This is a genomic window from Pseudomonas sp. YJ42 (assembly GCF_047225135.1).
Classification (GTDB): Bacteria; Pseudomonadota; Gammaproteobacteria; order Pseudomonadales; family Pseudomonadaceae; genus Stutzerimonas; species Stutzerimonas stutzeri_E.
In genome coordinates, this window is record NZ_CP178378.1 from 3,380,195 (window position 1) to 3,403,339 (window position 23,145).

The 23,145-nt window shown below is 61.3% G+C and carries 13 protein-coding genes and 1 riboswitch; of the genes, 8 read left to right on the top strand and 5 right to left on the bottom strand.

What is annotated here, in order from left to right:
* Positions 1-4 precede the first annotated feature (4 nt).
* The 3 genes from ACL0K2_RS15585 to ACL0K2_RS15595 are packed head-to-tail and all read left to right on the top strand — an operon-like array spanning position 5 to position 8,809.
* A complete protein-coding gene (locus ACL0K2_RS15585; RefSeq protein WP_413044480.1) occupies positions 5-7,297 on the top strand; it encodes an Hpt domain-containing protein in 7,293 nt (2,430 codons plus the stop codon).
* Positions 7,290-8,342 (top strand): chemotaxis protein CheB, encoded by a 1,053-nt coding sequence (locus ACL0K2_RS15590; protein ID WP_413042977.1) that lies wholly within the window; start codon positions 7,290-7,292, stop codon positions 8,340-8,342. Before ACL0K2_RS15585 ends, ACL0K2_RS15590 begins: the two co-directional genes overlap by 8 nt.
* A complete protein-coding gene (locus ACL0K2_RS15595; protein WP_413042978.1) occupies positions 8,339-8,809 on the top strand; it encodes a chemotaxis protein CheW in 471 nt (156 codons plus the stop codon). The genes ACL0K2_RS15590 and ACL0K2_RS15595 overlap by 4 nt, the downstream gene beginning before the upstream one ends.
* A gap of 63 nt (positions 8,810-8,872) precedes the next feature.
* Here ACL0K2_RS15595 and ACL0K2_RS15600 read toward each other — a convergent pair whose 3' ends face one another.
* Complete coding sequence (locus tag ACL0K2_RS15600; RefSeq protein ID WP_413042979.1) at positions 8,873-9,601, bottom strand: 16S rRNA (uracil(1498)-N(3))-methyltransferase; 729 nt, start codon at positions 9,599-9,601, stop codon at positions 8,873-8,875.
* Positions 9,602-9,679: 78 nt separating this feature from the next.
* Positions 9,680-11,086, bottom strand: coding sequence for an adenosylmethionine--8-amino-7-oxononanoate transaminase (locus ACL0K2_RS15605; protein WP_239611229.1), 1,407 nt, complete (start codon positions 11,084-11,086; stop codon positions 9,680-9,682).
* A gap of 166 nt (positions 11,087-11,252) precedes the next feature.
* Here ACL0K2_RS15605 and ACL0K2_RS15610 point away from each other — a divergent pair, with 166 nt between their 5' ends.
* The 5 genes from ACL0K2_RS15610 to adeC all read left to right on the top strand — a co-directional run bounded on the left by ACL0K2_RS15610 (position 11,253) and on the right by adeC (position 18,403).
* Positions 11,253-11,807: a cytochrome b gene (locus tag ACL0K2_RS15610; RefSeq protein WP_239611228.1), complete on the top strand. Its 555-nt coding sequence runs from the start codon at positions 11,253-11,255 to the stop codon at positions 11,805-11,807.
* Positions 11,808-11,854: 47 nt separating this feature from the next.
* On the top strand, positions 11,855-12,430 hold the full coding sequence (locus ACL0K2_RS15615; RefSeq protein ID WP_045163981.1) for a YceI family protein: 576 nt from the start codon (positions 11,855-11,857) through the stop codon (positions 12,428-12,430).
* Between the two features lie 247 nt (positions 12,431-12,677).
* Positions 12,678-13,838: an efflux RND transporter periplasmic adaptor subunit gene (locus ACL0K2_RS15620; RefSeq protein WP_045163980.1), complete on the top strand. Its 1,161-nt coding sequence runs from the start codon at positions 12,678-12,680 to the stop codon at positions 13,836-13,838.
* 6 nt (positions 13,839-13,844) lie between these two features.
* On the top strand, positions 13,845-16,979 hold the full coding sequence (locus tag ACL0K2_RS15625; protein WP_413042980.1) for an efflux RND transporter permease subunit: 3,135 nt from the start codon (positions 13,845-13,847) through the stop codon (positions 16,977-16,979).
* On the top strand, positions 16,976-18,403 hold the full coding sequence (adeC, locus tag ACL0K2_RS15630; RefSeq protein ID WP_413042981.1) for an AdeC/AdeK/OprM family multidrug efflux complex outer membrane factor: 1,428 nt from the start codon (positions 16,976-16,978) through the stop codon (positions 18,401-18,403). The genes ACL0K2_RS15625 and adeC overlap by 4 nt, the downstream gene beginning before the upstream one ends.
* Positions 18,404-18,505: 102 nt before the next feature.
* On the opposite strand, the gene ACL0K2_RS15635 is transcribed toward adeC, so the two are convergent.
* The 3 genes from ACL0K2_RS15635 to ahcY all read right to left on the bottom strand — a co-directional run bounded on the left by ACL0K2_RS15635 (position 18,506) and on the right by ahcY (position 22,897).
* The gene (locus ACL0K2_RS15635; RefSeq protein WP_045163977.1) at positions 18,506-20,320 is read right to left on the bottom strand and encodes a DEAD/DEAH box helicase; all 1,815 of its coding nucleotides are present in this window, start codon (positions 20,318-20,320) and stop codon (positions 18,506-18,508) included.
* A gap of 235 nt (positions 20,321-20,555) precedes the next feature.
* Complete coding sequence (metF, locus tag ACL0K2_RS15640; protein WP_045163976.1) at positions 20,556-21,407, bottom strand: methylenetetrahydrofolate reductase [NAD(P)H]; 852 nt, start codon at positions 21,405-21,407, stop codon at positions 20,556-20,558.
* A gap of 80 nt (positions 21,408-21,487) precedes the next feature.
* Positions 21,488-22,897, bottom strand: a complete 1,410-nt coding sequence (gene ahcY / locus ACL0K2_RS15645) for an adenosylhomocysteinase (protein ID WP_045163975.1) — start codon at positions 22,895-22,897, stop codon at positions 21,488-21,490.
* A 23-nt stretch (positions 22,898-22,920) separates the two neighbouring features.
* Positions 22,921-23,072: riboswitch (S-adenosyl-L-homocysteine riboswitch) on the bottom strand.
* Between the last annotated feature and the right edge of the window lie 73 nt (positions 23,073-23,145).

Consider the following 23,145-nt stretch of genomic DNA (forward strand, 5'->3'; position numbering starts at 1 on the left):
CGCTATGGGTGATCGGCACGATTATGTCGCCCTGGAGTGGGTGAAAGGCGAAATTGCCGAAACGCTGAAGCAGGCGCGGCAGGCCTTGGAAGCGTTCGTCGAAAACCCGCAGGACTCGACGCGGATGCGCTTCTGTCTGACCTACGTGCATCAGGTGCATGGCACCCTGCAGATGGTCGAGTTTTATGGTGCTGCACTGCTTGCCGAAGAAATGGAGCAGCTCGCCCGTGCGCTGCTTGACGAGCGCGTCGCCAGTCAAACCGAAGCGCTTGAAGTGCTCATGCAGGCGATTCTGCAAATGCCGGTCTATCTGGATCGCATTCAGAGCGCTCGTCGCGATCTGCCAATGGTCGTACTGCCGCTGCTCAATGATCTGCGTGCCGCGCGCGGTGAGAAACTGCTATCGGAAACCAGCCTGTTTTCACCCAACATGTCCGCTCGGGCGCCGGCTTTGTCTGAGGAGTTTCTGGCCCAGCGGCAAACCGAAGACCTTCCGGGGCTGCTTCGCAAGCTACGGCAGATGCTGCAGGTCGCGCTGGTCGGTGTCATCCGCAACCAGGATCTGCCCACCAATCTGGGTTATATGGCACGGGTCTTCGCGCGCCTGGAAATGCTCTGCCGAGATGCACCGCTGGGTGCGTTGTGGCAGATCGCATCGGGCGTCGTCGAGGGGCTCGCCAGTGGGGCCGTCGCCAACGGCACCACGGTCCGGAACCTGCTGCGACAGGTTGACAAGGAGCTCAAGCGGCTTGTTGCGCAGGGCGCCGACGGAATCAACCAGCCGGCACCTGACGAACTGACCAAGAATCTGCTCTTTTACATCGCCAAGGCGCCCACGGAGTCGCCACGCATCAAGGCGTTGAAGGCTGAGTACAGCCTGGACGATGCGCTGCCCGACAGTACGCTGGTTGATGAAGAGCGTGCTCAGCTGGCGGGTCCGGATCGCGGCGCGATGCGTTCGGTGGTGGCAGCGTTGTGCGAGGAATTGGTTCGGGTCAAGGACAGCCTGGATCTATTCGTACGCAGTGACCGTGTGGCCCTGGCCGAGCTGGGGGCACTGCAGCCTCCGCTCAAGCAGATCGCCGATACGCTTGCAGTATTGGGGTTCGGTCAGCCACGCCGGATCATTCTCGATCAGATCGGTGTGGTCGAAGCGTTGGCGCAAGGGCAACAGCAGCCCGACGATGCGGCGCTGATGGACGTGGCGGGTGCGTTGCTATATGTCGAGGCGACATTGGCTGGCATGGTTGGCGGAACGTCTGACGAACGAGGAGAAGAGAGCCACCTCCCGACTACCGATGTTGCGCAGATTCACCGCCTGGTTATCCGCGAAGCGCGTACGGGGCTCGAACAGGCCAAGGACGCGATCATCGAATTCATCGCCTCCCAGTGGAATCATCAACATCTGGCGCGCGTACCGGAGCTTCTGACCCAGTCGCGTGGTGGGTTGGCAATGATTCCGCTTGCTCGCGCGGCGGCGTTGCTGGATGCCTGCAATCGCTACATTCAGGAGCAGCTCCTAGCCAGGCAGGCCATCCCCGACTGGCAGAGCCTGGATACTCTGGCCGATGCTATCACCAGCGTTGAGTACTACCTCGAGCGGCTCAGCGAAGACTGCGGCTCGCAGGGCGATCTGATTCTTGATGTTGCCGAAGAAAGTTTGCAGGCCCTGGGCTACCCGCTGCGTGACCAGCCGTCGACGGATGAGCATGATCCGATCGCTCCTGAAGCGGGCCTCGAGCTGTCCGATCCGCTGGACGAAATCGAGGTGTTGCTGCCCGAACCGGCTCCCGAGTTCCTGAATGACGTGCAGCCAGAGCAGCCAGAGCAGCCCGTCGCCGTCCAGTCCGATGACGCTTCGGCTGCTGAGCTGACAACGGTCGAGACCGATTTGACTATCGATTGGAGTCCTGAGGGCGGAGACGTCCATGCCGACGAGGTTGCCGAATCTGAAAAGCCAGACTGGCCGGGCGAGACCCTCAATCTAGCGGAATCCGTATTTTCGCAGACCGGCGTCACCGAACCAGACGATCAACTGGTGGAGCCTGACACGCAGCCCATCGATGATTCGCTCGGTGACACTGTGGCATGGAGCGAAGCCGACATGGCCGAACTCGATATGCCAGAGGTGGTGCTGCCGGAGCTGATGGAGCAACCGGTTGTTGCCGAGCCGGCGATGAGCATGGAAGACGTCATGGCGGCACCTGTCGTGTCGATCAACCCCCCAGCACAACATGTTCCTCCTACGCTGCTGCCACCACCTGAAAGCGAGGAGCCGGTCGACGAGGACCTGCTCGAGGTTTTCATTGAGGAAGCGGCCGAGGTCCTCGAAACCATCGGCGAGTATCTGCCACGGTGGTGCGCCGACGCCGCGAACAAGGACGCGCTCGGCGAAGTGCGGCGAGCTTTCCATACGCTCAAGGGCAGCGGCCGCATGGTTCGCGCGCTGATCATCGGCGAACTTGCCTGGTCCGTTGAAAATCTGCTCAACCGTGTTCTCGACCGTAGCATCGATGCGAGCGAACCGGTCAAAAAGCTGGTGACCGATGTGGTCGCGCTGATGCCAGAGCTGGTCGAGGAATTTGCGGCCAAGGCGCAACGTCAGCGTGACGACGTCGATCGTTTGGCTGCCAACGCCCATGCCTTGGCCAAAGGGCAGCCAACCGATCCGGATCCACAAGGTGGCGTTGCACTGGATGAGCCGGTGCAGGAGTCAGTTGTTGAAGATGTCCTTGACCCCCAATTGCTGGAGATCTTCCGCAACGAGGCAGAATCGCATCTCACTACGCTGGTCGATTTTCTTGCCGATTGCGCGCAACGCCTTCCGCAACCGGTGACCGATGCCTTGCAGCGGGCGCTGCACACGCTCAAGGGCAGTGCGCACATGGCCGGAATTCTGCCGGTTGCGGAGATAGCCACTCCGCTAGAGAAAATGGTCAAGGAGTTCAAAGCCAATCTGATACCGCTGGATCTGGCCGAGGCAGAGCTTCTACATGCCGCAGAGCAACTGCTGCGCTGTGGATTAGTCAATCTCGAGCACGACCCGTTGGCACCCATCGAAGGGGCCGATGAGTTCATCGCGCAAGTCCATGCGCTGCATCAGGCTCGGCTAGCGGACGCCAGCGAACGTGGCGATAACGAAGCGGGCGAGCCGCGCGATCCCGGCATGATTGCGCTATTTCTCTCGGAAGGCATGAACATCCTGCTGGACGCTGAAGATCTTCTGCGAAGCTGGCGCGAGCACCCGGCCGAGCGCCAGGAGCTGACCGCGTTGCTGGAAGAACTGACGACGCTCGGGCTCGGCGCGCAAATGGCCGATCTGCCGCAGATCGATGCCCTGTGCCAGGTGCTGCTCAACCTCTATGCGGTTGTGCAGGACGGCCGTCTCGCGGTCAGTGCACGTTTCTTCGATGATGCCGAGCAAGGTCACGAGGCGTTGGTCGGGATGATGGATCAGGTTGCGGCTGGTCTACAGGTGACCGGCCAACCCGAACTGGTGGCCCGTCTCGAAGAACTCTTGGCCGAGGCGATCGATCCGCACGCATACGAGCTGCCGTCCGACGATACACAACCGGAACCCTCTATTCCGACTGTTGCGATTGATGGGCTCGTCGAGGACCCTATCGCCGAAGCCGAAGCCGAAGCCGAAGCCGAAGCCGAAGCCGAAGCCGAAGCCGAAGCCGAAGCCGAAGCCGAAGCCGAAGCCTGGCCAACCGAATCCCGCTCGGAGCAGGATGAGCTGGATGAGGAAATGGTCGAGATTTTTCTCGACGAAGCCGTCGACCTGCTTGAAAGCGCCGGTGGAGCCCTGGAGCGTTGGCTGGGAGATCCAGCCAACCAACTAGCACTCTCGGCCCTGCTGCGTGACCTGCATACGCTCAAGGGCGGTGCGCGGATGGCCGAAATTCGGCCGATCGGCGATTTGGCGCACGAACTCGAAACCCTTTATGAAGGGCTTTCGGATGGCCGCTATGTGCATACCGACGATCTCGCAAAGCTGCTGTTACGCAGCCACGACCAGCTTGCAGTGCAGTTGGAACAGCTCCAGGCGCACAAGCCAATGGATGCTGCCACGAAGCTCATCGAGCACATCAAGGCCTACCGGCAAGGCGTCACGCCAACATTTGAAAGTGGTGTTTCCAGATCCGATGAAACGCTAGCTATTGACGATGCACAGGAGGTGGAGCCCTTAGCCGATGCGCCTGACTCGTCAGCGCTGGAGGGCCGGCTTGATCAGCCGATGCTCGCCACGGATATCGACGCGGACCAGGCCGAGGCTGACGCGGCAGCGCCCACCGATGAGGATATCGGCCAAGTCGAAGACGTGCCGGTATCGAACGGCGCTTTGCCCGTCGAGCCGGAAACGCCTGGCGAGGATGATCTGCCGTTCGCGGCAGATGCCGAGGTTGAGGAGCCCGAACCATTCGAGGTGCCGGCACCGGCGCCGATGACGGAACCCGCCAGGGCTGAAACCGACAGTTTCGAGCATCGCGATCCCGAATTGGTCGAAATCTTTCTGGAGGAAGGTTTCGACATCATCGAGCGCGCCAGCGCATCGCTACAGCGCTGGATGGAGGATGTCGGCAATAGTTTTGAAATCGAAGCGCTACAGCGGGATCTGCACACCCTCAAAGGCGGTGCGCGGATGGCGGATATTCGTGAGATCGGCGATCTGGCACATGAGCTTGAGTATCTATATGAGGGGCTGTGCGCTGGTAACTACCGATCTAGTCCGACGCTCTTCACGCTGCTGCAGACTTGTCATGACCGGCTTGCGGCAATGCTCGACGCGGTACGCGCCAACCGCGAGCTGCCGAGTGGGCAGGATCTGATTGCGACCATTCGACGGTTTCGATCGAATCCCGAAGAGCAACTGAGTATGCCCAGTAGCGTTGCCTTGAAGGCGGCCCAAGACGCTGCCCAGGACGCCGCCGAAGCGGAGATTCTGGACATTTTCGTCGAAGAGGCGGATGACCTGCTGGAAGAGATGGACGCCGCACTGGGGCGCTGGGAAGCCACGCGCGACAGCACAGCTCCTCTGGTCGACATGATGCGTGTGCTGCACACGTTGAAAGGGGGCGCGCGGCTGGCGGGGCAAAATCGCCTGGGCGATATGGCGCATGACCTCGAACAGCGCTTAAGCGAAAAGCAGCTGCAGGGCGGTCCTTGGGAGGACAGCCTGTTCCTGGATGTTCAGGGCGGCTATGACGCCTTGCTCAAGGAAGTCGAAGCGATGCGCTCGCGTTTGGTGAGCGAGACTGAATCCTTTTCCGCCGAGCAGGCGCAGGACATTCGACAGGGCGATCCTCCCGAGTCTTCTGTCATCGTGCTTGAAACACCTATCGTGGCCGCCAGTGTTCAGGCGCCGAGCGGCAATACGCCTGCTAAGGTCCTGCCGTTCATCCGTCGTGCTGAGCAGGCTGCACTGGATGCTGCCTCTCGTCGTGCACCGCAGGAACTGGTGAAGGTGCCAGCCGAGCTCCTGGAAGGGTTGGTCAACCTAGCGGGCGAAACCTCGATTTTCCGGGGGCGGGTCGAGCAGCAGGTCAGCGACGTCGGCTTCACGTTGGGAGAGATGGAAGCCACCATCGAGCGGGTACGTGACCAGTTGCGGCGGTTGGATACCGAAACCCAGGCGCAGATTCTCAGCCGCTATCAGGCTGAAGCAGAACGTGCCGGATACGACGATTTCGATCCACTGGAAATGGACCGCCATTCGCAGCTCCAACAGCTTTCCCGTGCACTGTTCGAGTCGGCCTCCGACTTGTTGGATCTGAAGGAAACCCTGGCTGCACGTAATCGTGACGCCGAAACCCTGCTGCTACAGCAGGCACGGGTCAACACAGAGCTTCAGGAAGGCCTCATGCGCACGCGCATGGTTCCCTTCGACCGGCTCGTGCCGCGCTTGCGCCGGATCGTTCGCCAGGTGGCGGGAGAGCTGGGCAAGCAGGTCGAGTTCCACGTAGGCAATGCAACGGGGGAGATGGACCGCAGTGTGCTCGAGCGTATCGTCGCCCCGTTGGAACACATGCTTCGCAACGCTGTGGATCACGGTATCGAAGTCGCCGCCAAGCGGGTGGCGGCGGGCAAGCCCGAACACGGCAACATTCGCCTGGATCTGAGCCGCGAAGGCGGGGATATCGTTCTGGCATTGAGCGATGACGGAGCGGGCATCAATCTCGAAGCCGTTCGTCGCAAGGCGATCGAGCGCGGACTGATGCTGGCTGGCAGCGATCTGTCGGATCATGAGGTCCTGCAGTTTATCCTCGAGGCGGGTTTCTCCACTGCCGAGAAGGTGACCCAGATATCCGGTCGCGGTGTCGGCATGGATGTGGTGCATTCTGAGGTCAAGCAGCTCGGCGGCTCCATGAGCATCGAATCGACGCTTGGCAGCGGTACGCGCTTCCTGATCCGCCTGCCGTTTACCGTGTCTGTCAACCGGGCGTTGATGGTTTACTCAGGCGAGGATCTCTACGCGATCCCGCTGAATACCATCGAAGGTATCGTGCGGGTATCGCCTTACGAACTGGAGGCCTATTACCAGCCAGGTGCTTCGCGTTTCGAGTATGCGGGACAGACATACGAACTGCGCTATCTCGGCGAACTGCTCAACAACGGCCAACGGCCCAAGCTGGTAGGTCAGAGCTTGCCGTTACCGGTGATCCTGGTGCGCTCGAACGAGCACAGTGTGGCGGTACAGGTCGATAGTCTCGCCGGTTCCCGCGAGATCGTGGTGAAGAGCTTGGGTCCGCAGTTTGCCACGGTGCCGGGGATTTCTGGTGCGACCATCCTGGGTGACGGCCGCGTGGTGGTGATTCTCGACCTCCTCGCGACCATTCGTGTATTGCATGCGCATCTACTCACGCAGCAGCAGCCGTTGCGTTTGCTCGGCGAAGACGAGCCGGTTGAGATAGAGGTCGATCGGCCGACCCTGGTCATGGTGGTGGACGACTCGGTCACCGTGCGCAAGGTCACCAGCCGCCTACTCGAGCGTAACGGCATGAATGTATTGACGGCCAAGGACGGTGTCGACGCGATCACCCAACTGCAGGAACGCAAGCCGGACATCATGCTGCTGGACATCGAAATGCCGCGCATGGATGGTTTCGAAGTGGCGACCCTGGTGCGTCATGATGACCATCTGAAGGATCTGCCGATCATCATGATCACCTCGCGAACTGGCGAGAAGCACAGGGATCGAGCAATGGCCATCGGTGTGAATCAGTACCTCGGCAAACCGTATCAGGAATCGCTGCTGCTCGAGACCATTCAGCAGTTGGTCAAGCGCCATGACTGAGGTCGCTGCGGCCCGCATCGGCGTGATCGCCGATACCTCATTGCAACGTCATGTGCTGCAGCAGGCGTTGAGCGCCAATGGCTACAAAGTGGTGCTCAACAGCGATCCAGCGCGGTTACAGGAAGCGGACCTGATGGCGGTCGACGCCGATCTATGGCTTGTTGATCTGGCCCAGACGGAAGATTCGCCATTGGTCAATGCGCTGCTCGAACGAGACAGTTGCCCGGTATTGTTCGGCGAGGGACACGCGCCGGAACGTCATTCCGAACACTATCCGCGCTGGGAGCGGCGCTTGTTTGGCAAGCTGAAGCGATTGGTCGGCGATCCATCCCGGGTCGTGGGTCCATGTCTGGAAGTGCTGCGCGGGCAGGCGGAACGCCCCGCGCGCCTGGAGCTGCCCGGTGCGCTGGCAAATGCCGATTCGCGCGCCGGTGAACCGGCGCGCGAGGTCTGGTTGCTGGCGGCTTCGCTGGGCGGCCCGGAGGCGGTGAAGGCCTTTCTCGACGCATTGCCGAGTGGGTTGCCGCTTGGTTTTGTCTACGCTCAGCACATCGAAGCCAGCTTCGAGTCAGCATTGTCCCAGGTAGTGGGGCGACACAGCCAATGGAACGTCAATCAGAGCCGGGAAAATGACTCCATTCGCTGCGGTGAAGTCGTGGTGGCACCTATCAGCCAGGAAATGAGCTTCGGCAAGGACGGCGCCATGTTGTTCCACGAACGTGGCTGGCCCGAGCCCTACAGTCCTTCCATCGATCAGATGATGCTTAATCTGGCGCAGCAGTTCGGCAGCCGCTGTGGGGTCATTGCCTTCAGCGGTATGGGCAGCGATGGCAACGCTGCGGCCGCCTATGTGTTGCGTCAGGGCGGCAGAGTCTGGACCCAGCGTGCCGACTCTTGCGTTTGTTCGAGCATGCCGGACAGCCTACGCGAAGGCGGCTATAGCTCCTTCAGCGGCGATCCACGCGAACTGGCCCAAGCCCTGGTCAATCATTTTGCGCAACAGGCCAACCAGCCCGTTGCGGTTTTGCAACTGGATAACCCATGAGTCAATCCGTTAGTACCCAGGACACTTCCGCCAGCATCACTGGGCTGCTGGTGCCATTGGCCGACCGTACGCTGCTGCTGCCCAACGTAGCCGTCGCCGAGCTGATTCCTTACCGCGCCCCCCAATCCGCGCAGGGCACTCCGTCCTGGTTTCTCGGTCAGGTTTCCTGGCGGGACCTGAACTTGCCGCTGCTGTCATTCGAGGCGGCCTCCGATGGCCAGCCCGAAGTGGGTGCCCAGGCACGAGTTGCGGTGCTCAATGCCGTCGGAGGGCGCGATCATGTGAAATTCATCGCCTTGCTGGTGCAGGGCATTCCTCGCTCGGTGAAGGTTGATTCGAGCCTGGCGCGTTCAGACGTGGCGCTGGCGCCCCTGGAGCTGGACGCGGTCAACCTGGGCGACGTGCAGGCGCGAATTCCGGACTTGGTCGCGCTGGAGCAAAAGCTGGCGGATGCCGGCCTGGTCTGACGGGCCCACACGGGGACCGTTGATCAAGCGATCGTTGGTAAATGGCTATCGATGCGAGCACTCTCAGACGTCAGTCTGGAAGTCGCCCCATAGCTGCTGCGCAACGCCCAATGCCACCACCGGCGCGGTCTCAGTGCGTAACACTCGCGGCCCAAAGCGGGCCGGTTGAAACCCGGCACTACGGGCCTGTTCGATCTCGGCATCATTCAGCCCTCCTTCGGGGCCGATCAGAAATGCCAGCGTAGCGGGACGCTGATGGGTCGTTAGCGGTTCGGCCAGCGGATGCAAAACCAGCTTCAGATCCGCCTCCACGGCAAGCCACTCCTGCAATGACATCGGCGGGTGGATGGCCGGGATAACCGAGCGGCCGCACTGTTCGCAGGCGCTAATGGCGATCTGACGCCAATGGGCCAGGCGTTTGTCGGCCCTTTCGTCTTTCAGGCGAACTTCGCAGCGCTCGCTGACGATCGGCGTGATCTCCGTGGCACCGAGCTCCGTCGCCTTCTGAATGGCCCAGTCCATTCGTTCGCCGCGCGACAGACCTTGGCCGAGATGGATCTTTAACGCCGATTCGGACAGGCCAGCCAATTGCTCGCGCAGTTCGACCTTCACATGCTTCTTGCCTACCTCGACCAGTTCGCCCCGGTATTCCTGACCGCTGCCATCGAACAGCTGCACCACCGCGCCGGTTGATAGCCGCAAGACCCGGCTGATGTAATGCGCTGAGGCTTCTGGCAGATCCTGCGTGCCAAGCGAGAGTGGTGCGTCGATGAAAAAGCGGGATATGCGCATCGGGAAAGCTACGGTCGGAAGTCGAGGCGGCAGTCTATAGCGTTCGCCGCGGGCTCAGAAGCCCGCGCCGTACCCTAGCTAACCCGGATCGCGAAACTCCTTGGGTGCACCCGGTGACACGGGAACGCTGACGGTCGTGCGTGTTGCGATATCGATACCCTCGGTGGCCACTTCGGCGAGGAAGTCGATCTGCTCCTCGGTGATGGTATAGGGCGGCAGGAAATACACCACGCTGCCCAGCGGACGTAGCAGTGCGCCGCGTTGCAGGGCGTGTTGATAGACCTTGAGCCCGCGCCGCTCCTGCCAGGGATAGGGAGCTTTGGTGGCCTTGTCCTGCACCATCTCGACGGCGACTGCCATGCCGGTCTGGCGTACTTCAGAGACGTTCGGATGGTCTTGGAGGTGGGCCGTAGCGGACGCCATTCTCGCGGCCAGCGCCTTGTTGGCCTCGATGACGCCGTCCTGCTCGAAAATATCCAAGGTTGCCAGCGCTGCGGCACAGGCCAATGGATTGCCGGTATAGGTGTGCGAATGGAGAAAAGCGCGCAAGGTCGAGTAGTCGTCGTAGAACGCCTGATACAGCTTGTCGGTCGTCAGTACCGCGGCCATGGGCAGGTAGCCACCGGTGAGCGCCTTGGACAGGCAGAGGAAATCAGGCGTGATGCCCGCCTGCTCGCAAGCGAACATGGTTCCGGTTCGGCCGAAGCCGACGGCGATTTCGTCGTGGATCAGGTGTACATCGTAGCGATTGCACGCGTCGCGCAGCAGCTTGAGGTAGATCGGGTGATACATGCGCATGCCGCCAGCGCCCTGAATGAGCGGCTCGACGATGACCGCAGCGATCTGCGCATGGTGCTCAGCCAGGGTCCGCTCCATATGGGCGAACATGTCGCGCGAGTGTTCTTCCCAGCCCATGCCGTCGGGACGCAGATAGCAGTCCGGGCTGGGGACCTTGAAGGTATCTAGCAGCAGCGGCTTATAGGTGTCGGTAAAAAGTGCCACATCGCCCACCGACATGGCCGCCACGGTTTCGCCGTGATAGCTGTTGGTCAGGGTGACGAAACGCTGCTTGTTCGGCTGCCCACTGTTGCGCCAGTAGTGGAAGCTCATCTTTAGCGCGACCTCGATGCCGGTCGAGCCGTTGTCGGTATAGAACACCCGGTCGAGCCCGGCCGGTGTGATCTGCACCAGACGCTCAGATAGCTCGACCACCGGCTGATGACTGAAGCCGGCGAGCATCACGTGTTCGAGCTGGTCGAGCTGGTCCTTGATGCGTTGATTGATGCGCGGATTGGCATGGCCAAACACATTGACCCACCAGGAACTGACCGCATCCAGGTAGCGTTTGCCATCGAAATCCTCGAGCCAGACGCCTTCGCCACGCCGTATAGGGATAAGCGGAAGCTGTTCGTGATCTTTCATCTGAGTGCATGGATGCCAAAGTACGGAAAGGTCACGCTGCATCCAGCTGTCGTTCAGGTTCATCTTGGCTCCTTGGCATTGGCGTCGACGCAGCCTAGCAGAAACCGGACGATGGCTCTGACTCGGAGCATCTATCTGCTTGCCCGATAATTTGAAACGAAAAAATGCGATTCATTTCGATCTATAAGCCGTTAGGCTAATCCTCCTGTTCTTCTATCGAGACGCAACCATGCAATGGCGCAATTCGCCCAATAACTACGGACTGGTGAGCATCGTCATGCATTGGCTTATGGCGGCGGCGGTGTTCGGCTTGTTTGCGCTGGGTTACTGGATGGTCGGTCTGAACTACTACAGCAACTGGTATCGCACCGCCCCTGATATCCATAAAAGCGTTGGCCTCGTGCTGCTGGCGCTGATGATCTTCAGAGTCATCTGGCGGCTCAGCAGTCGGGGGCCGGGCCCGGTGCCTGGCCATTCCTCGCTGGTGCACCGAGCGACCAAGGTGGGGCATGGCCTCCTGTATCTCGGCCTGTTCGCAGTAATGATCTCCGGTTACCTGATCTCCACCGCAGACGGCCGCGGGATCGAGGTGTTCGGCTGGTTCGAGGTCCCGGCGCTGGTCACCTCGATTCCTAACCAGGAGGACGTGGCCGGCCTGGTGCACCAGTACCTCGCCTGGGCTTTGGTGATCCTGTCCGGGCTGCACGCGTTGGCGGCACTGAAACATCACTTTATCGACCGCGATTCGACGCTTGATCGCATGCTCGGCCGCGCCGATGCCTGAGGTCTCGTTAGACCACCTTTAAACCATTTTTAGAAAGGAGCGACCCAATGTTGAAAAAAACCCTCACCGCACTTGCCCTGAGCTCGATGATTCTCGCTGGCCAGGCGACCGCCGCTGATTATGTGATCGATACCAAAGGACAACACGCCTTCGTCAATTTCAAGATCAGCCATCTCGGCTACAGCTGGCTTTGGGGCAGCTTCAAGGAATTCGATGGTGGCTTCAGTTTCGACGCCGACAAGCCTGAGGCCAGCAAGGTCAAGGTCAGTCTGGATACGGCGAGTGTCGATACCAACCATGCCGAGCGTGACAAGCATTTGCGCAGCGAAGATTTCCTCAACGTGTCCGAACATCCGAGCGCGACCTTCGAGTCGACATCGGTCAAGCCCACCGGCGAGGGCACCGCTGACATCACTGGCAACCTGACGCTCAATGGCGTGACCAAGCCAGTGGTAATTGCCGCCAAGTTCATCGGCGAGGGCAAGGATCCGTGGGGTGGCTATCGCGCCGGCTTCGAAGGCACTACTACGCTCAAACTCAAGGATTTCGATATTAAGATGGACCTGGGCCCAGCCTCCCAGACAGTGGACCTTATCATCTCGGTAGAGGGTGTCCGGCAGTAATCGGAAGAACGCTCCATCAGACGCCGGCGCAAAGCCGGCGTTCTGCTTTTTTGCAACGTGACTACGGCCGGGTTCAGGCATTTGCATGATGTGCCGAATCGATAGCGCCAATTGGCGCGATAGCGCATTGGAGACGCGATTGTCTGTTTACAGACATTGGTGAATGTAAGTATATTCCTCGCATTCTGCCATTCGAGTCTGTCCGAGCTGTCCTGCTCGGGTTAGCTGTTCAATGAGGTCGCTTCCGATGTCAATCAAGTCAGCCGGCGCTGCTCTGATCACGCTTTTTGCCACCGCGACGCTACTCAGCGGTTGCCAGGAAGAAGAGGCGGCGCCAGCCGCTGGGCAGCAGATTCCGCAGGTGGGTATCGTGACGCTCGAAGCCGAGCCGTTCACTCTGACTACTGAACTGCCGGGCCGCACCACTGCGTACCGGGTGGCGGAGGTTCGGCCGCAGGTCAACGGAATCATTCAGAAGCGCCTGTTCACCGAAGGTAGTGAGGTGAAGCAGGGGCAGCAGCTCTATCAGATCGATCCGTCCGTTTATGAGGCCACGCTGAAAAGCGCCGAGGCACGGCTAGCCTCGGCCAAGTCGCTGTCTGATCGCTATGGACTGCTGGTCAAAGAGCAGGCGGTGAGCCAGCAAGCCTACGACGAGGCCCGTGCGGCATCGCTGCAGGCGCAGGCCGAACTCGAACGGGCAAAAATCGACCTACGTTACACCAAGGTACTTGCTCCCATCTCCGGCCGCATCGGCCGCTCTGCGGTGACCGAGGGTGCGCTGGTCAGCAACGGCCAGACGCAGGAACTGGCGACCATCCAGCAGTTCGATCCGATCTATGTCGATGTGACCCAGCCGGTGCAGGACCTGATCGCGTTGCGTGCTGACCTGGAAAGTGGCCGGCTGCAGCAGGCCGGAGATAACGTCGCCAAGGCCCGACTGATCCTGCCGGGCGGCGCCGAGTACGGACATGAAGGTACGCTCGAAGTGTCCGAGGTGGCTGTGGACGAGGGCACCGGTTCGGTCACGCTGCGCGCCGTGTTTCCGAATCCGGACAAGAACTTGCTGCCGGGCATGTTCGTCCACGCACGGCTGCTGGCTGGGGTACGGCAGCAGGCCTTGTTGGTGCCGCAGCAGGGCGTTACCCGTAACGCTCGCGGCGAGCCGACCGCGCTGGTGGTAGGCCCCGACAATAAGGTTGAGCTGCGCCAGATCAAGACGGAGCGCGCGGTGGGCAATCGTTGGCTGGTCAGCGACGGCTTGAAACCCGGCGACCGGGTCATCACCGAAGGCCTACAGTTCATCCGCCCCGGTGCCGAGGTCAATCCGCGCCCGGCCGGCAACGTGCAGCAGGCCGGCCAGGCTGATGGGCCGGCAGGTGTACCTGCTGCCGGCCAGGGGGAATAACCAACCATGTCCAGATTCTTTATCGATCGGCCTATCTTCGCCTGGGTTATCGCCCTGGTGCTGATGCTTGCCGGTACGCTGGCGATTCTCAATCTGCCGGTCAATCAATATCCCAGCATCGCGCCGCCAAATGTGGCGATCTCTGTCAACTACCCGGGCGCTTCGGCGCGGACCGTCCAGGACACCGTCGTCCAGGTCATCGAGCAGCAGCTCAATGGCCTCGATGGGTTGCGCTACATCTCATCGGAGAGCAACTCCGATGGCAGCATGACCATCAACGTGACGTTCGAGCAAGGGACCAACCCCGATATCGCTCAGGTCCAAGTGCAGAACAAGCTGCAGCTGGCGACTCCCCTCCTGCCGCAGCAGGTGCAGCAGCAGGGCATCCGTGTGTCCAAGTCGGCGCGCAACTTCCTGATGGTGGTCGCGCTGGTATCCAAGGACGGCCAGCAGAGCAACTTCGATCTGGCCAACTACATCGTCGCCAACATCCAGGATCCGATTTCCCGGACGCAGGGCGTTGGTGACTTTCAGGTATTCGGCGCTCAATACGCGATGCGTATCTGGCTCGACCCGGCCAAGTTGCAGCAGTACCAGCTGACTGCTGTCGACGTCCGCTCGGCGATACAGGAGCAGAACGTCCAGGTGTCATCCGGTCAGCTTGGCGGTTTGCCGGCGCTGAAAACCCAGCAGCTCAACGCCACCATCATTGGCAAGACCCGTCTGGAAACCCCAGAGCAATTCCAGAAGATCTTGTTGAAGGTCAACCCGGACGGCTCGCAGGTACGCCTGCGCGACGTCGCTAAAGTCGAGCTCGGCGCCGAAAGCTATTCAATCCGCGCCGAATACAACGGCCAGCCAGCTGCGGGCCTGGGCATTCGCCTTGCGGCAGGTGGCAATGCATTGGACACCGCCAATGCGGTGCGCGAGACCATATCCAAGCTGGAACCCTTCTTTCCGCCAGGCGTCGAGGTGGTGTACCCCTACGACACCACACCGGTGATCTCAGCTTCGATCGAAGGCGTGGTGCACACGTTGCTCGAAGCCTTCGTGCTGGTCTTTCTGGTGATGTTCCTGTTCCTGCAGAATCTGCGGGCGACGCTGATCCCGACATTGGCCGTGCCGGTGGTAATTCTCGGTACCTTCGCGATCCTGCTGACCTTCGGCTACAGCATCAACACGCTCACCATGTTCGCCATGATCCTGGCCATCGGTCTGCTGGTGGACGATGCCATCGTGGTAGTAGAGAACGTCGAACGGGTGATGCGCGAGGAAGGGCTCTCGGCCCGGGAGGCGACGCGCAAATCCATGGGCCAGATCCAGGGCGCCCTGGTGGGGATCGGCGTGGTGCTTTCAGCCGTGCTCCTGCCGATGGCCTTCTTCGGCGGCTCCACCGGTGTGATCTACCGCCAGTTCTCCATCACCATCGTCTCGGCCATGGTGCTGTCGGTGTTGGTCGCGCTGATTTTCACTCCGGCGCTGTGCGCTACCATCCTCAAGCCGCATGACGGCGATCACGAAGGCAAGCGCGGTTTCTTCGGCTGGTTCAACCGCACGTTCGATCGCGGCACCCAAGGTTACGAGCGCGGTGTGGCAGGTGTGCTCCGGCGCAAGGCGCCCTACCTGCTGATGTATCTGTTGATCGTGGGTGTGATGATCTGGATGTTTACCCGCATTCCCACCGCTTTCCTGCCCGAGGAGGATCAGGGCGTGCTGTTCGCGCAGGTGCAGACGCCAGCCGGTTCGACCGCCAACCGTACCCAAGAGGTGGTCGAGCAGATGCGCGACTACTTGCTGAACGAGGAAAGCGAAACGGTCCGTTCGGTGTTCACCATTACCGGCTTCAACTTCGCCGGTCGCGGCCAGAGTTCTGGCATGGCTTTCATCATGCTCAAACCCTGGGAAGAGCGCACCGAAGCCGGGCAGGGGGTATTCGACCTGGCCCAACGCGCCCAGGGCTATTTCTTCAGCCTGCGCGACGCCATGGTGTTCGCCTTCGCGCCGCCTGCGGTGATGGAGTTAGGCAATGCCACTGGTTTCGACGTCTATCTGCAGGATCAGGCCGGGCTCGGCCACGAGGCCCTGAGCCAAGCGCGTGATAAGTTCATGGAACTGGCGGGGCAGGATCCGACGCTCACCGGGGTTCGCTTCAACGGCCTGCGAGACGAGCCGCAGTACCACCTGATCATCGACGATGAAAAGGCGCGGGCCCATGGGGTTTCGCTCGCAGCGATCAACGACTCGCTGTCGATCGCCTGGGGCTCGAGCTACGTCAACGACTTCATCGACCGCGGGCGCGTCAAGCGCGTTTATATGCAGGGTGAGCCCACCTCGCGGATGAACCCCGAGGATCTCGGCAAGTGGTATGTGCGCAACGATGCCGGCGAGATGGTTCCGTTCACCGCCTTTGCCAGTGGCAAATGGACCTATGGGCCGCCCAAGCTGACGCGTTTCAATGGCGTGCCGGCGATGGAGATTCTCGGCTCGGCCGCTCCGGGCTACAGCTCCGGCGAGGCGATGGCGGCGGTCGAGCGGATCGCCGAGCAATTACCTACCGGCATCGGCTATTCCTGGACGGGCCAGTCTTATGAGGAGCGTCTGTCCGGTTCGCAGGCACCGGCGTTGTATGCCCTGTCGCTGCTGGTGGTATTCCTGGCGCTCGCGGCGCTCTACGAGAGTTGGGCAATTCCATTCTCGGTCATGTTGGTCGTGCCGCTGGGTATCGTTGGCGCGCTGGCCTTTACCATGGGGCGTGGGTTGTCCAATGACGTTTTCTTCCAGGTGGGGCTGCTGACCACCATTGGCTTGTCGGCGCGTAACGCGATCCTGATCGTCGAGTTCGCCAAGACCTTGCACGAGCAGGGCATGACATTGGTCGAGGCGGCGATCGAAGCCTGCCGCATTCGTCTGCGGCCTATCGTGATGACCTCGCTGGCGTTCATGCTCGGCGTGCTTCCGCTTGCGATTTCCAGCGGCGCGGGCGCGGGCAGCAAACATGCGATCGGCACTGGTGTGATCGGCGGCATGCTCAGCGCTCTGTTGCTGGCAATATTCTGGGTACCGCTGTTTTATGTCCTGGTGTCTTCGCTGAGTGGGCGCAGAAAAAAGGTCGCTGAAGAACCTAAGGGAGATACCCCATGAACAAGTCGGTAATGGCCCTGGCACTGATGGCGGCGCTGAGCGGTTGCTCCCTGATTCCCGAGTATCAGCGCCCTGATGCTCCTATGGCGGCTAGCTGGCCGGAAGGCGAGGCCTACGAGGGTGCTTTCAGCGCGTCTCAGGGGCAACAGACTCTGGACTGGGAAACCTTCTTCCGCGACCCGGCACTGCGGCAACTGATTGGCGTGGCATTGGAAAATAACCGCGATCTGCGTGTCGCGGCGCTTAACGTCGATGCCTATCGGGCGCTTTATCGCATCCAGCGAGCCGACCTGCTACCAGCCGTGAGCGCTGACGGTTCCGGGAGCCGCACCCGGACGCCAGGAGACCTCAACCAGACCGGGCAGAGTGCGATCAGCAGTCAATACAGCGCGACGCTCGGGGTGTCCTGGGAGCTGGATCTGTTCGGTCGCCTCGGCAGTCTGCGTGAGCAGGCGCTTCAGGAGTATTTCGCCACCGAAGCAGCGCAGCGCAGCACGCAGATCAGTCTGATCGCCAGTGTTGCCAACGCCTGGTTGACGTTACAGGCCGATCAGGCCCTGTTGCAGGTCAGCCGCGACACTTTGAAGACTTACGAGCAGAGCTTGGGTCTTACCCAGCATAGCTTCGATGTGGGTGTCGCTTCGGCGCTCGACTTGAGCCAGGCACGCAGCGCGGTGGATACCGCGCGGGTCCGTATCGAACAGTACACGCGTCAGGTGGCGCAGGATCGCAACGCGCTGACGTTGCTGCTCGGACAGAACATCCCCAGCGACCTGCCGGTCCCTGGCGAATTACAACGAGAACAGTTAGCAGCGTTGCCCATCGGTCTGCCGTCCGATCTGCTGCATAAGCGCCCGGACATCATTCAGGCCGAGCGCCAACTCAGGGCGGCGAATGCGAATATCGGCGCGGCCCGAGCGGCGTTTTTCCCGAGTATCAGCCTGACCGGCGCGGCGGGCACGGCAAGCAGCGAACTGTCTGACTTGTTCGGCGGTGGCTCGCGTTACTGGAATTTCTCGCCGAGTATCAGCGTGCCGATCTTCAATGCTGGCCAATTGCGCGCCAACCTCGATTACGCCGAGATCAGCCGCAACATCCAGGTGGCGCAGTACGAGACGGCTATTCAGACCGCCTTTCGCGAGGTGGCTGATGGTCTTGCTGCCCAGGCCACCTATACGCGTCAGGTACAGGCGCAGCGCGACCTGCTGGATACCAGCGAAGACTACTTCCGTTTGGCGGAACGCCGCTACCGAACCGGCGTGGACAGCTATCTGACGCTGCTGGATGCCCAGCGCCAACTGTTCGATGTGCAGCAGCAATACATCACCGATCGCCTGGCACAGATGATCAGCGAGGTCAATCTGTTCAAGGCATTGGGTGGCGGCTGGGACATGCAAGCAGAGCCGATCCCCAGCGAAGGCTGATTGTCTTCGAGAGGCGCCAGCCGCGACAACGACTCCTGCGATGCAGACGCACCAACAAAAACGCCGCCCCGAAGGGCGGCGCTTTTATTGGCGCATTTCAGCTCAGCGATTGCGGGTCAGCAAGGCTGGCTTCTCGCCGCGGGGTTTCGTCGGCAGCTGGTCCAGTTGCTCAGCGCTGGGTAGCCGATCGAGCTTCGACTCCTTGTGGATGATGACGGGCTGCTTTTCCTTCGGCTTGGCCGCGACGTCCTGGCGGGCGCCACCGTCATTGTCGATCCGACGGCCTTCGTTCTTGCGGCGTGGCTGACCACCGCGCGATTGCCCCTGCCGTTTGCCTTTACCCTGGCCGGCACCGCCTGTCGAGGCTCCAGCGCCGCGCGGGCCTGCCGCCGCACGCGGCTGGCCCGTACCTGGCTGTGCGGGTGCGCCCGGGCGACGGCCACGGCCTTGCTTGTTCTGATAAGGACTGACGTAATCGACGCGATTACCGAAATTGTCCAGCTCGTCATCGAGAAACACTTCCGGATCGCGATCGCTGGGCAGGCGTGGTGGGCGGCTGACCGGAGCGGTGACCGTGTCGGCTGTCGTCGAGCCAGGCGTGGCGGCCTTGGCGTTGCGCGGCTTGTTCCGCCCGCGGCGGTTGCGCTCGCGCTCTTTCGGCTCACCGCTGGATTCCGCTGCCTTGGCAGCGCGCGGCTTGCGCTCGCTGTTGCGGGCAGGTCGCGGTTGACGTGGCTCGCGTACTTCGGGTTTTTCCGCCTCGATGGTACTGGCGTCGAAGCCCATCAGGTCACCGTCTGGAATCTTCTGCTTGGTCATCCGCTCGATGCCCTTGAGCAGTTTTTCCTCGTCGGGCGCCACCAGGGAGATCGCCTCGCCGCTGCGACCGGCGCGACCGGTCCGGCCGATGCGGTGCACATAGTCTTCCTCAACGTTGGGCAGCTCGAAGTTGACCACATGGGGTAGCTGATCGATATCCAGACCGCGCGCAGCGATATCGGTGGCGACCAGAATCCGCACTTGGTTGGCCTTGAAGTCGGCCAGTGCCTTGGTGCGCGCGTTCTGGCTCTTGTTGCCGTGAATCGCGACCGCTGGCAGGCCGTGCTTGTCGAGGTATTCGGCGAGGCGGTTGGCGCCGTGCTTGGTGCGGGTGAACACCAGCACCTGCTCCCAGGCGCCCTGAGTGATCAGGTGGGCCAGCAGAGCACGCTTGTGCGAGGCCGCCAGGCGGAATACGCGCTGTTCGATGCGCTCGACCGTGGTGTTTGGCGGGGTGACCTGAATCTTTTCCGGCTCGTGCAGCAGCTTGCTGGCGAGGTCGGTGATGTCCTTGGAAAAGGTCGCCGAGAACAGCAGGTTCTGGCGCTTGGTCGGCAGCTTGGCCAGGACCTTCTTGACGTCATGGATGAAGCCCATGTCGAGCATGCGGTCGGCTTCGTCGAGGACCAGAATTTCCACGTGAGAAAGATCGATGGCCTTCTGGTTGGTCAGATCGAGCAGGCGGCCGGGGCAGGCGACCAGTATGTCGACGCCCTTGGCCAGGGCCTGCACCTGTGGGTTCATGCCTACACCACCGAAGATCACCGCGCTTTTGAGCGGCAGATCGCGGGCATAGACCTTGAAGCTGTCGTGAACCTGGGCAGCGAGCTCGCGGGTTGGCGTCAGCACCAGTACGCGCGGTTGGCGTGGGCCGTGCCGGTGTTCGCGATCGGGATGCCCGCCCGGGAAAAGAATTTCGAGTACGGGGAGGGCAAAGCCACCGGTCTTGCCGGTTCCCGTCTGTGCCGCGACCATCAGGTCGCGTCCTTGCAACACGGCGGGAATAGCCCGCTGTTGCACCGGTGTAGGCTGGGTGTAACCGGCAGCCTCGACGGCACCGGCTAAAGCCTCGGAGAGACCGAGGGAAGCAAAGGACATGAGTAATCCTGTCTTGTATAGGGCGTTGCCCTGGGATGATCATGCCTGGCTCGAATCGCGACTGGCGTGCGATCCCGTCCGGTCCTGCCGCATTGGAAGATGCTGGCATCCGGGCGTAAGCCTGGCGGAAGCGCGGAGTATAACAGAGCTTGTTAACACCGCATTGCTAGGACAGTGTGGCAGTTCGCAGGTTCATTGACCAGCTCCCTGTTTCGCAGGGAGCTGGATCGATGTGTCAGCGGGTCAGCTTCAGGTTGTCCCAAATGGCCAAGCTGGGCTCGGCCTGGTTCAGAGTGTAGAAGTGCAGGCCCGGTGCGCCACCGGCCAGCAGCTTCTCGCACATCTCGCTGATCACCTGCTCGCCGAAGGCGTGGATGCTGTCGGCGTCATCGCCGTACGATTCCAGCTGCTTGCGCACCCAACGGGGGATTTCTGCACCGCAGGCATCGGAGAACCGCGCCAGCTTGCTGTAATTGGTGATCGGCATGATACCTGGAACGATCGGCGTCTCCACACCCAGCTTGCGCACGCGCTCGACGAAATAGAAGTAGCAGTCGGCATTGAAGAAATACTGGGTGATGGCGCTGTCGGCGCCGGCTTTGGCCTTGCGCACGAAGTTGGCCAAGTCGGTCTCGAAGTTTCGCGCCTGCGGATGCATTTCCGGATAGGCGGCGATCTCGATATGGAAATGGTCGCCGGTTTCGCTGCGAATGAACTCCACCAGTTCATTGGCGTAGCGCAGCTCGCCGCTGGCCATGCCCATGCCTGACGGCAGATCGCCGCGCAGGGCGACGATGCGCTTGATGCCGGCATTCTTGTACAGGTTGAGCAGCTCGCGCAGTTCCTGCTTGCTGTCGCCGACGCAGGAAAGGTGCGGCGCGGTGGGCACCTTCACTTCACCGTCGAGCTGCAACACGGTGTTCAGGGTGCGATCGCGAGTCGAGCCGCCTGCACCATAAGTGCAAGAGAAAAAATCTGGCTGGTATTCGGCCAGACGCCTGGCGGTGGCTATGAGCTTTTCGTGCCCGGCGTCGGTCTTGGTCGGGAAGAACTCGAAGCTGAAGTTGTGGCTACGTGGTTGTGACATGACAGTTCCTTTGAGCGATCGGCCGCACCCTCTCCCGTACGAGCAGGCTCGTCGGGAAGTAGGCGCAGCCGCGGCCTCGATTAGTAGCGGTAGCTATCCGGCTTGAACGGGCCTTCGACTTCCACGCCGATGTACTCGGCCTGGCTTGGGGTCAGGCGGGTGATGACGCCGCCGAAGCCCTTGACCATTTCCGCCGCGACTTCCTCGTCGAGCTTTTTCGGCAGCACCATTACGGTGACGTTCTTGGTCTTTTCGATAACCGGCAGATCGGCGAACTTCTCGTTGAACAAGTGGATCTGCGCCAGCACCTGGTTGGCAAAGGAGCCGTCCATGATCCGGCTCGGGTGACCGGTGGCATTGCCCAGGTTCACCAAACGGCCTTCGGCCAGCAGGATGAGGTAGTCGTCGTTCTGTGCGTCGAAGCTGTCCGGGCCGGTGCGGTGGATCTTGTGCACCTGTGGCTTGACCTCTTCCCACGCCCAGTTCTTGCGCATGAAGGCGGTGTCGATCTCGTTGTCGAAGTGGCCGATGTTGCACACCACGGCGCGCTTCTTCAGCGCCTTGAGCATGCCGGCGTCACAGACGTTGGCGTTGCCAGTAGTGGTGACGATCAGGTCGATCTTGCCCAGCAGAGCCGCGTCGACGCTGGCATCGGTGCCGTCGTTGAGGCCGCCCTTGTACGGGGAAACCAGCTCGAAGCCGTCCATGCAGGCCTGCATGGCGCAGATCGGATCGACTTCCGAAACCTTGACGATCATGCCTTCCTGGCGCAGCGATTGGGCCGAGCCCTTACCCACATCGCCGTAGCCGATCACCAGCGCCTGCTTGCCCGACAGCAGGTGGTCGGTGGCGCGTTTGATGGCGTCGTTGAGGCTGTGACGGCAACCGTACTTGTTGTCGTTCTTGCTCTTGGTGACCGAGTCGTTGACGTTGATCGCCGGGATCTTCAGGGTGCCTTTCTTCAGCATGTCCTGCAGGCGATGCACGCCTGTGGTGGTTTCCTCGGTCACGCCGTGGACGCCCTCGAGAACCTGCGGGTACTTATCGTGCAGGATCTGGGTCAGGTCGCCGCCATCGTCCAGGATCATGTTGGCGTCCCACGGCTGGCCGTCCTTGAGGATGGTCTGCTCGATGCACCACTCGTACTCTTCTTCGGTTTCGCCTTTCCAGGCGAACACCGGAATGCCGGCAGCGGCTATGGCGGCGGCGGCCTGATCTTGAGTCGAGAAAATATTGCAGCTGGACCAGCGGACTTCGGCGCCGAGGGCGGTCAGCGTCTCGATCAGCACGGCGGTCTGGATGGTCATGTGGATGCAGCCGAGGATTTTCGCGCCTTTGAGCGGTTGCTCGCCGGCATATTTGTGGCGAAGGCCCATCAGGGCGGGCATTTCCGATTCGGCGATGATGATCTCGCGACGGCCCCAGGCGGCCAGGGAAATGTCGGCGACCTTGAAGTCGTTGAAACCGGCAGGCGTCATGACAGCGCTCATTGAAGAGTTCTCCATTCGTTTTGTGCGAATGGGCGCCGTTGATGCGTATGGTTAACGCCCCATCCGAGCCTGACAGGTGAAACCTGATGTGGATCTGCCGCGGCGCGACAAACAGGCCGCGTGGCTTGCGAGATCCAAAACAGGCTTTCGCCCTGCTGCAGCGCCCCTCGGACAGGTGGCGGGCACGGCCGAGCGGTGTCGGCGGTGTGAAGCTCGGCGATTATAGCCGTGACCGCGCGCAATCCCAA

Excerpts from the sequence above, each read along its gene's own strand:
- ACL0K2_RS15585 (WP_413044480.1), top strand. The coding sequence starts at position 5 with ATGGGTGATCGGCACGATTATGTCGCCCTGGAGTGGGTGAAAGGCGAA.
- ACL0K2_RS15590 (WP_413042977.1), top strand. The coding sequence starts at position 7,290 with ATGACTGAGGTCGCTGCGGCCCGCATCGGCGTGATCGCCGATACCTCA.
- ACL0K2_RS15595 (WP_413042978.1), top strand. The coding sequence starts at position 8,339 with ATGAGTCAATCCGTTAGTACCCAGGACACTTCCGCCAGCATCACTGGG.
- ACL0K2_RS15600 (WP_413042979.1), bottom strand. The coding sequence starts at position 9,601 with ATGCGCATATCCCGCTTTTTCATCGACGCACCACTCTCGCTTGGCACG.
- ACL0K2_RS15605 (WP_239611229.1), bottom strand. The coding sequence starts at position 11,086 with ATGAACCTGAACGACAGCTGGATGCAGCGTGACCTTTCCGTACTTTGG.
- ACL0K2_RS15610 (WP_239611228.1), top strand. The coding sequence starts at position 11,253 with ATGCAATGGCGCAATTCGCCCAATAACTACGGACTGGTGAGCATCGTC.
- ACL0K2_RS15615 (WP_045163981.1), top strand. The coding sequence starts at position 11,855 with ATGTTGAAAAAAACCCTCACCGCACTTGCCCTGAGCTCGATGATTCTC.
- ACL0K2_RS15620 (WP_045163980.1), top strand. The coding sequence starts at position 12,678 with ATGTCAATCAAGTCAGCCGGCGCTGCTCTGATCACGCTTTTTGCCACC.
- ACL0K2_RS15625 (WP_413042980.1), top strand. The coding sequence starts at position 13,845 with ATGTCCAGATTCTTTATCGATCGGCCTATCTTCGCCTGGGTTATCGCC.
- adeC (WP_413042981.1), top strand. The coding sequence starts at position 16,976 with ATGAACAAGTCGGTAATGGCCCTGGCACTGATGGCGGCGCTGAGCGGT.
- ACL0K2_RS15635 (WP_045163977.1), bottom strand. The coding sequence starts at position 20,320 with ATGTCCTTTGCTTCCCTCGGTCTCTCCGAGGCTTTAGCCGGTGCCGTC.
- metF (WP_045163976.1), bottom strand. The coding sequence starts at position 21,407 with ATGTCACAACCACGTAGCCACAACTTCAGCTTCGAGTTCTTCCCGACC.
- ahcY (WP_045163975.1), bottom strand. The coding sequence starts at position 22,897 with ATGAGCGCTGTCATGACGCCTGCCGGTTTCAACGACTTCAAGGTCGCC.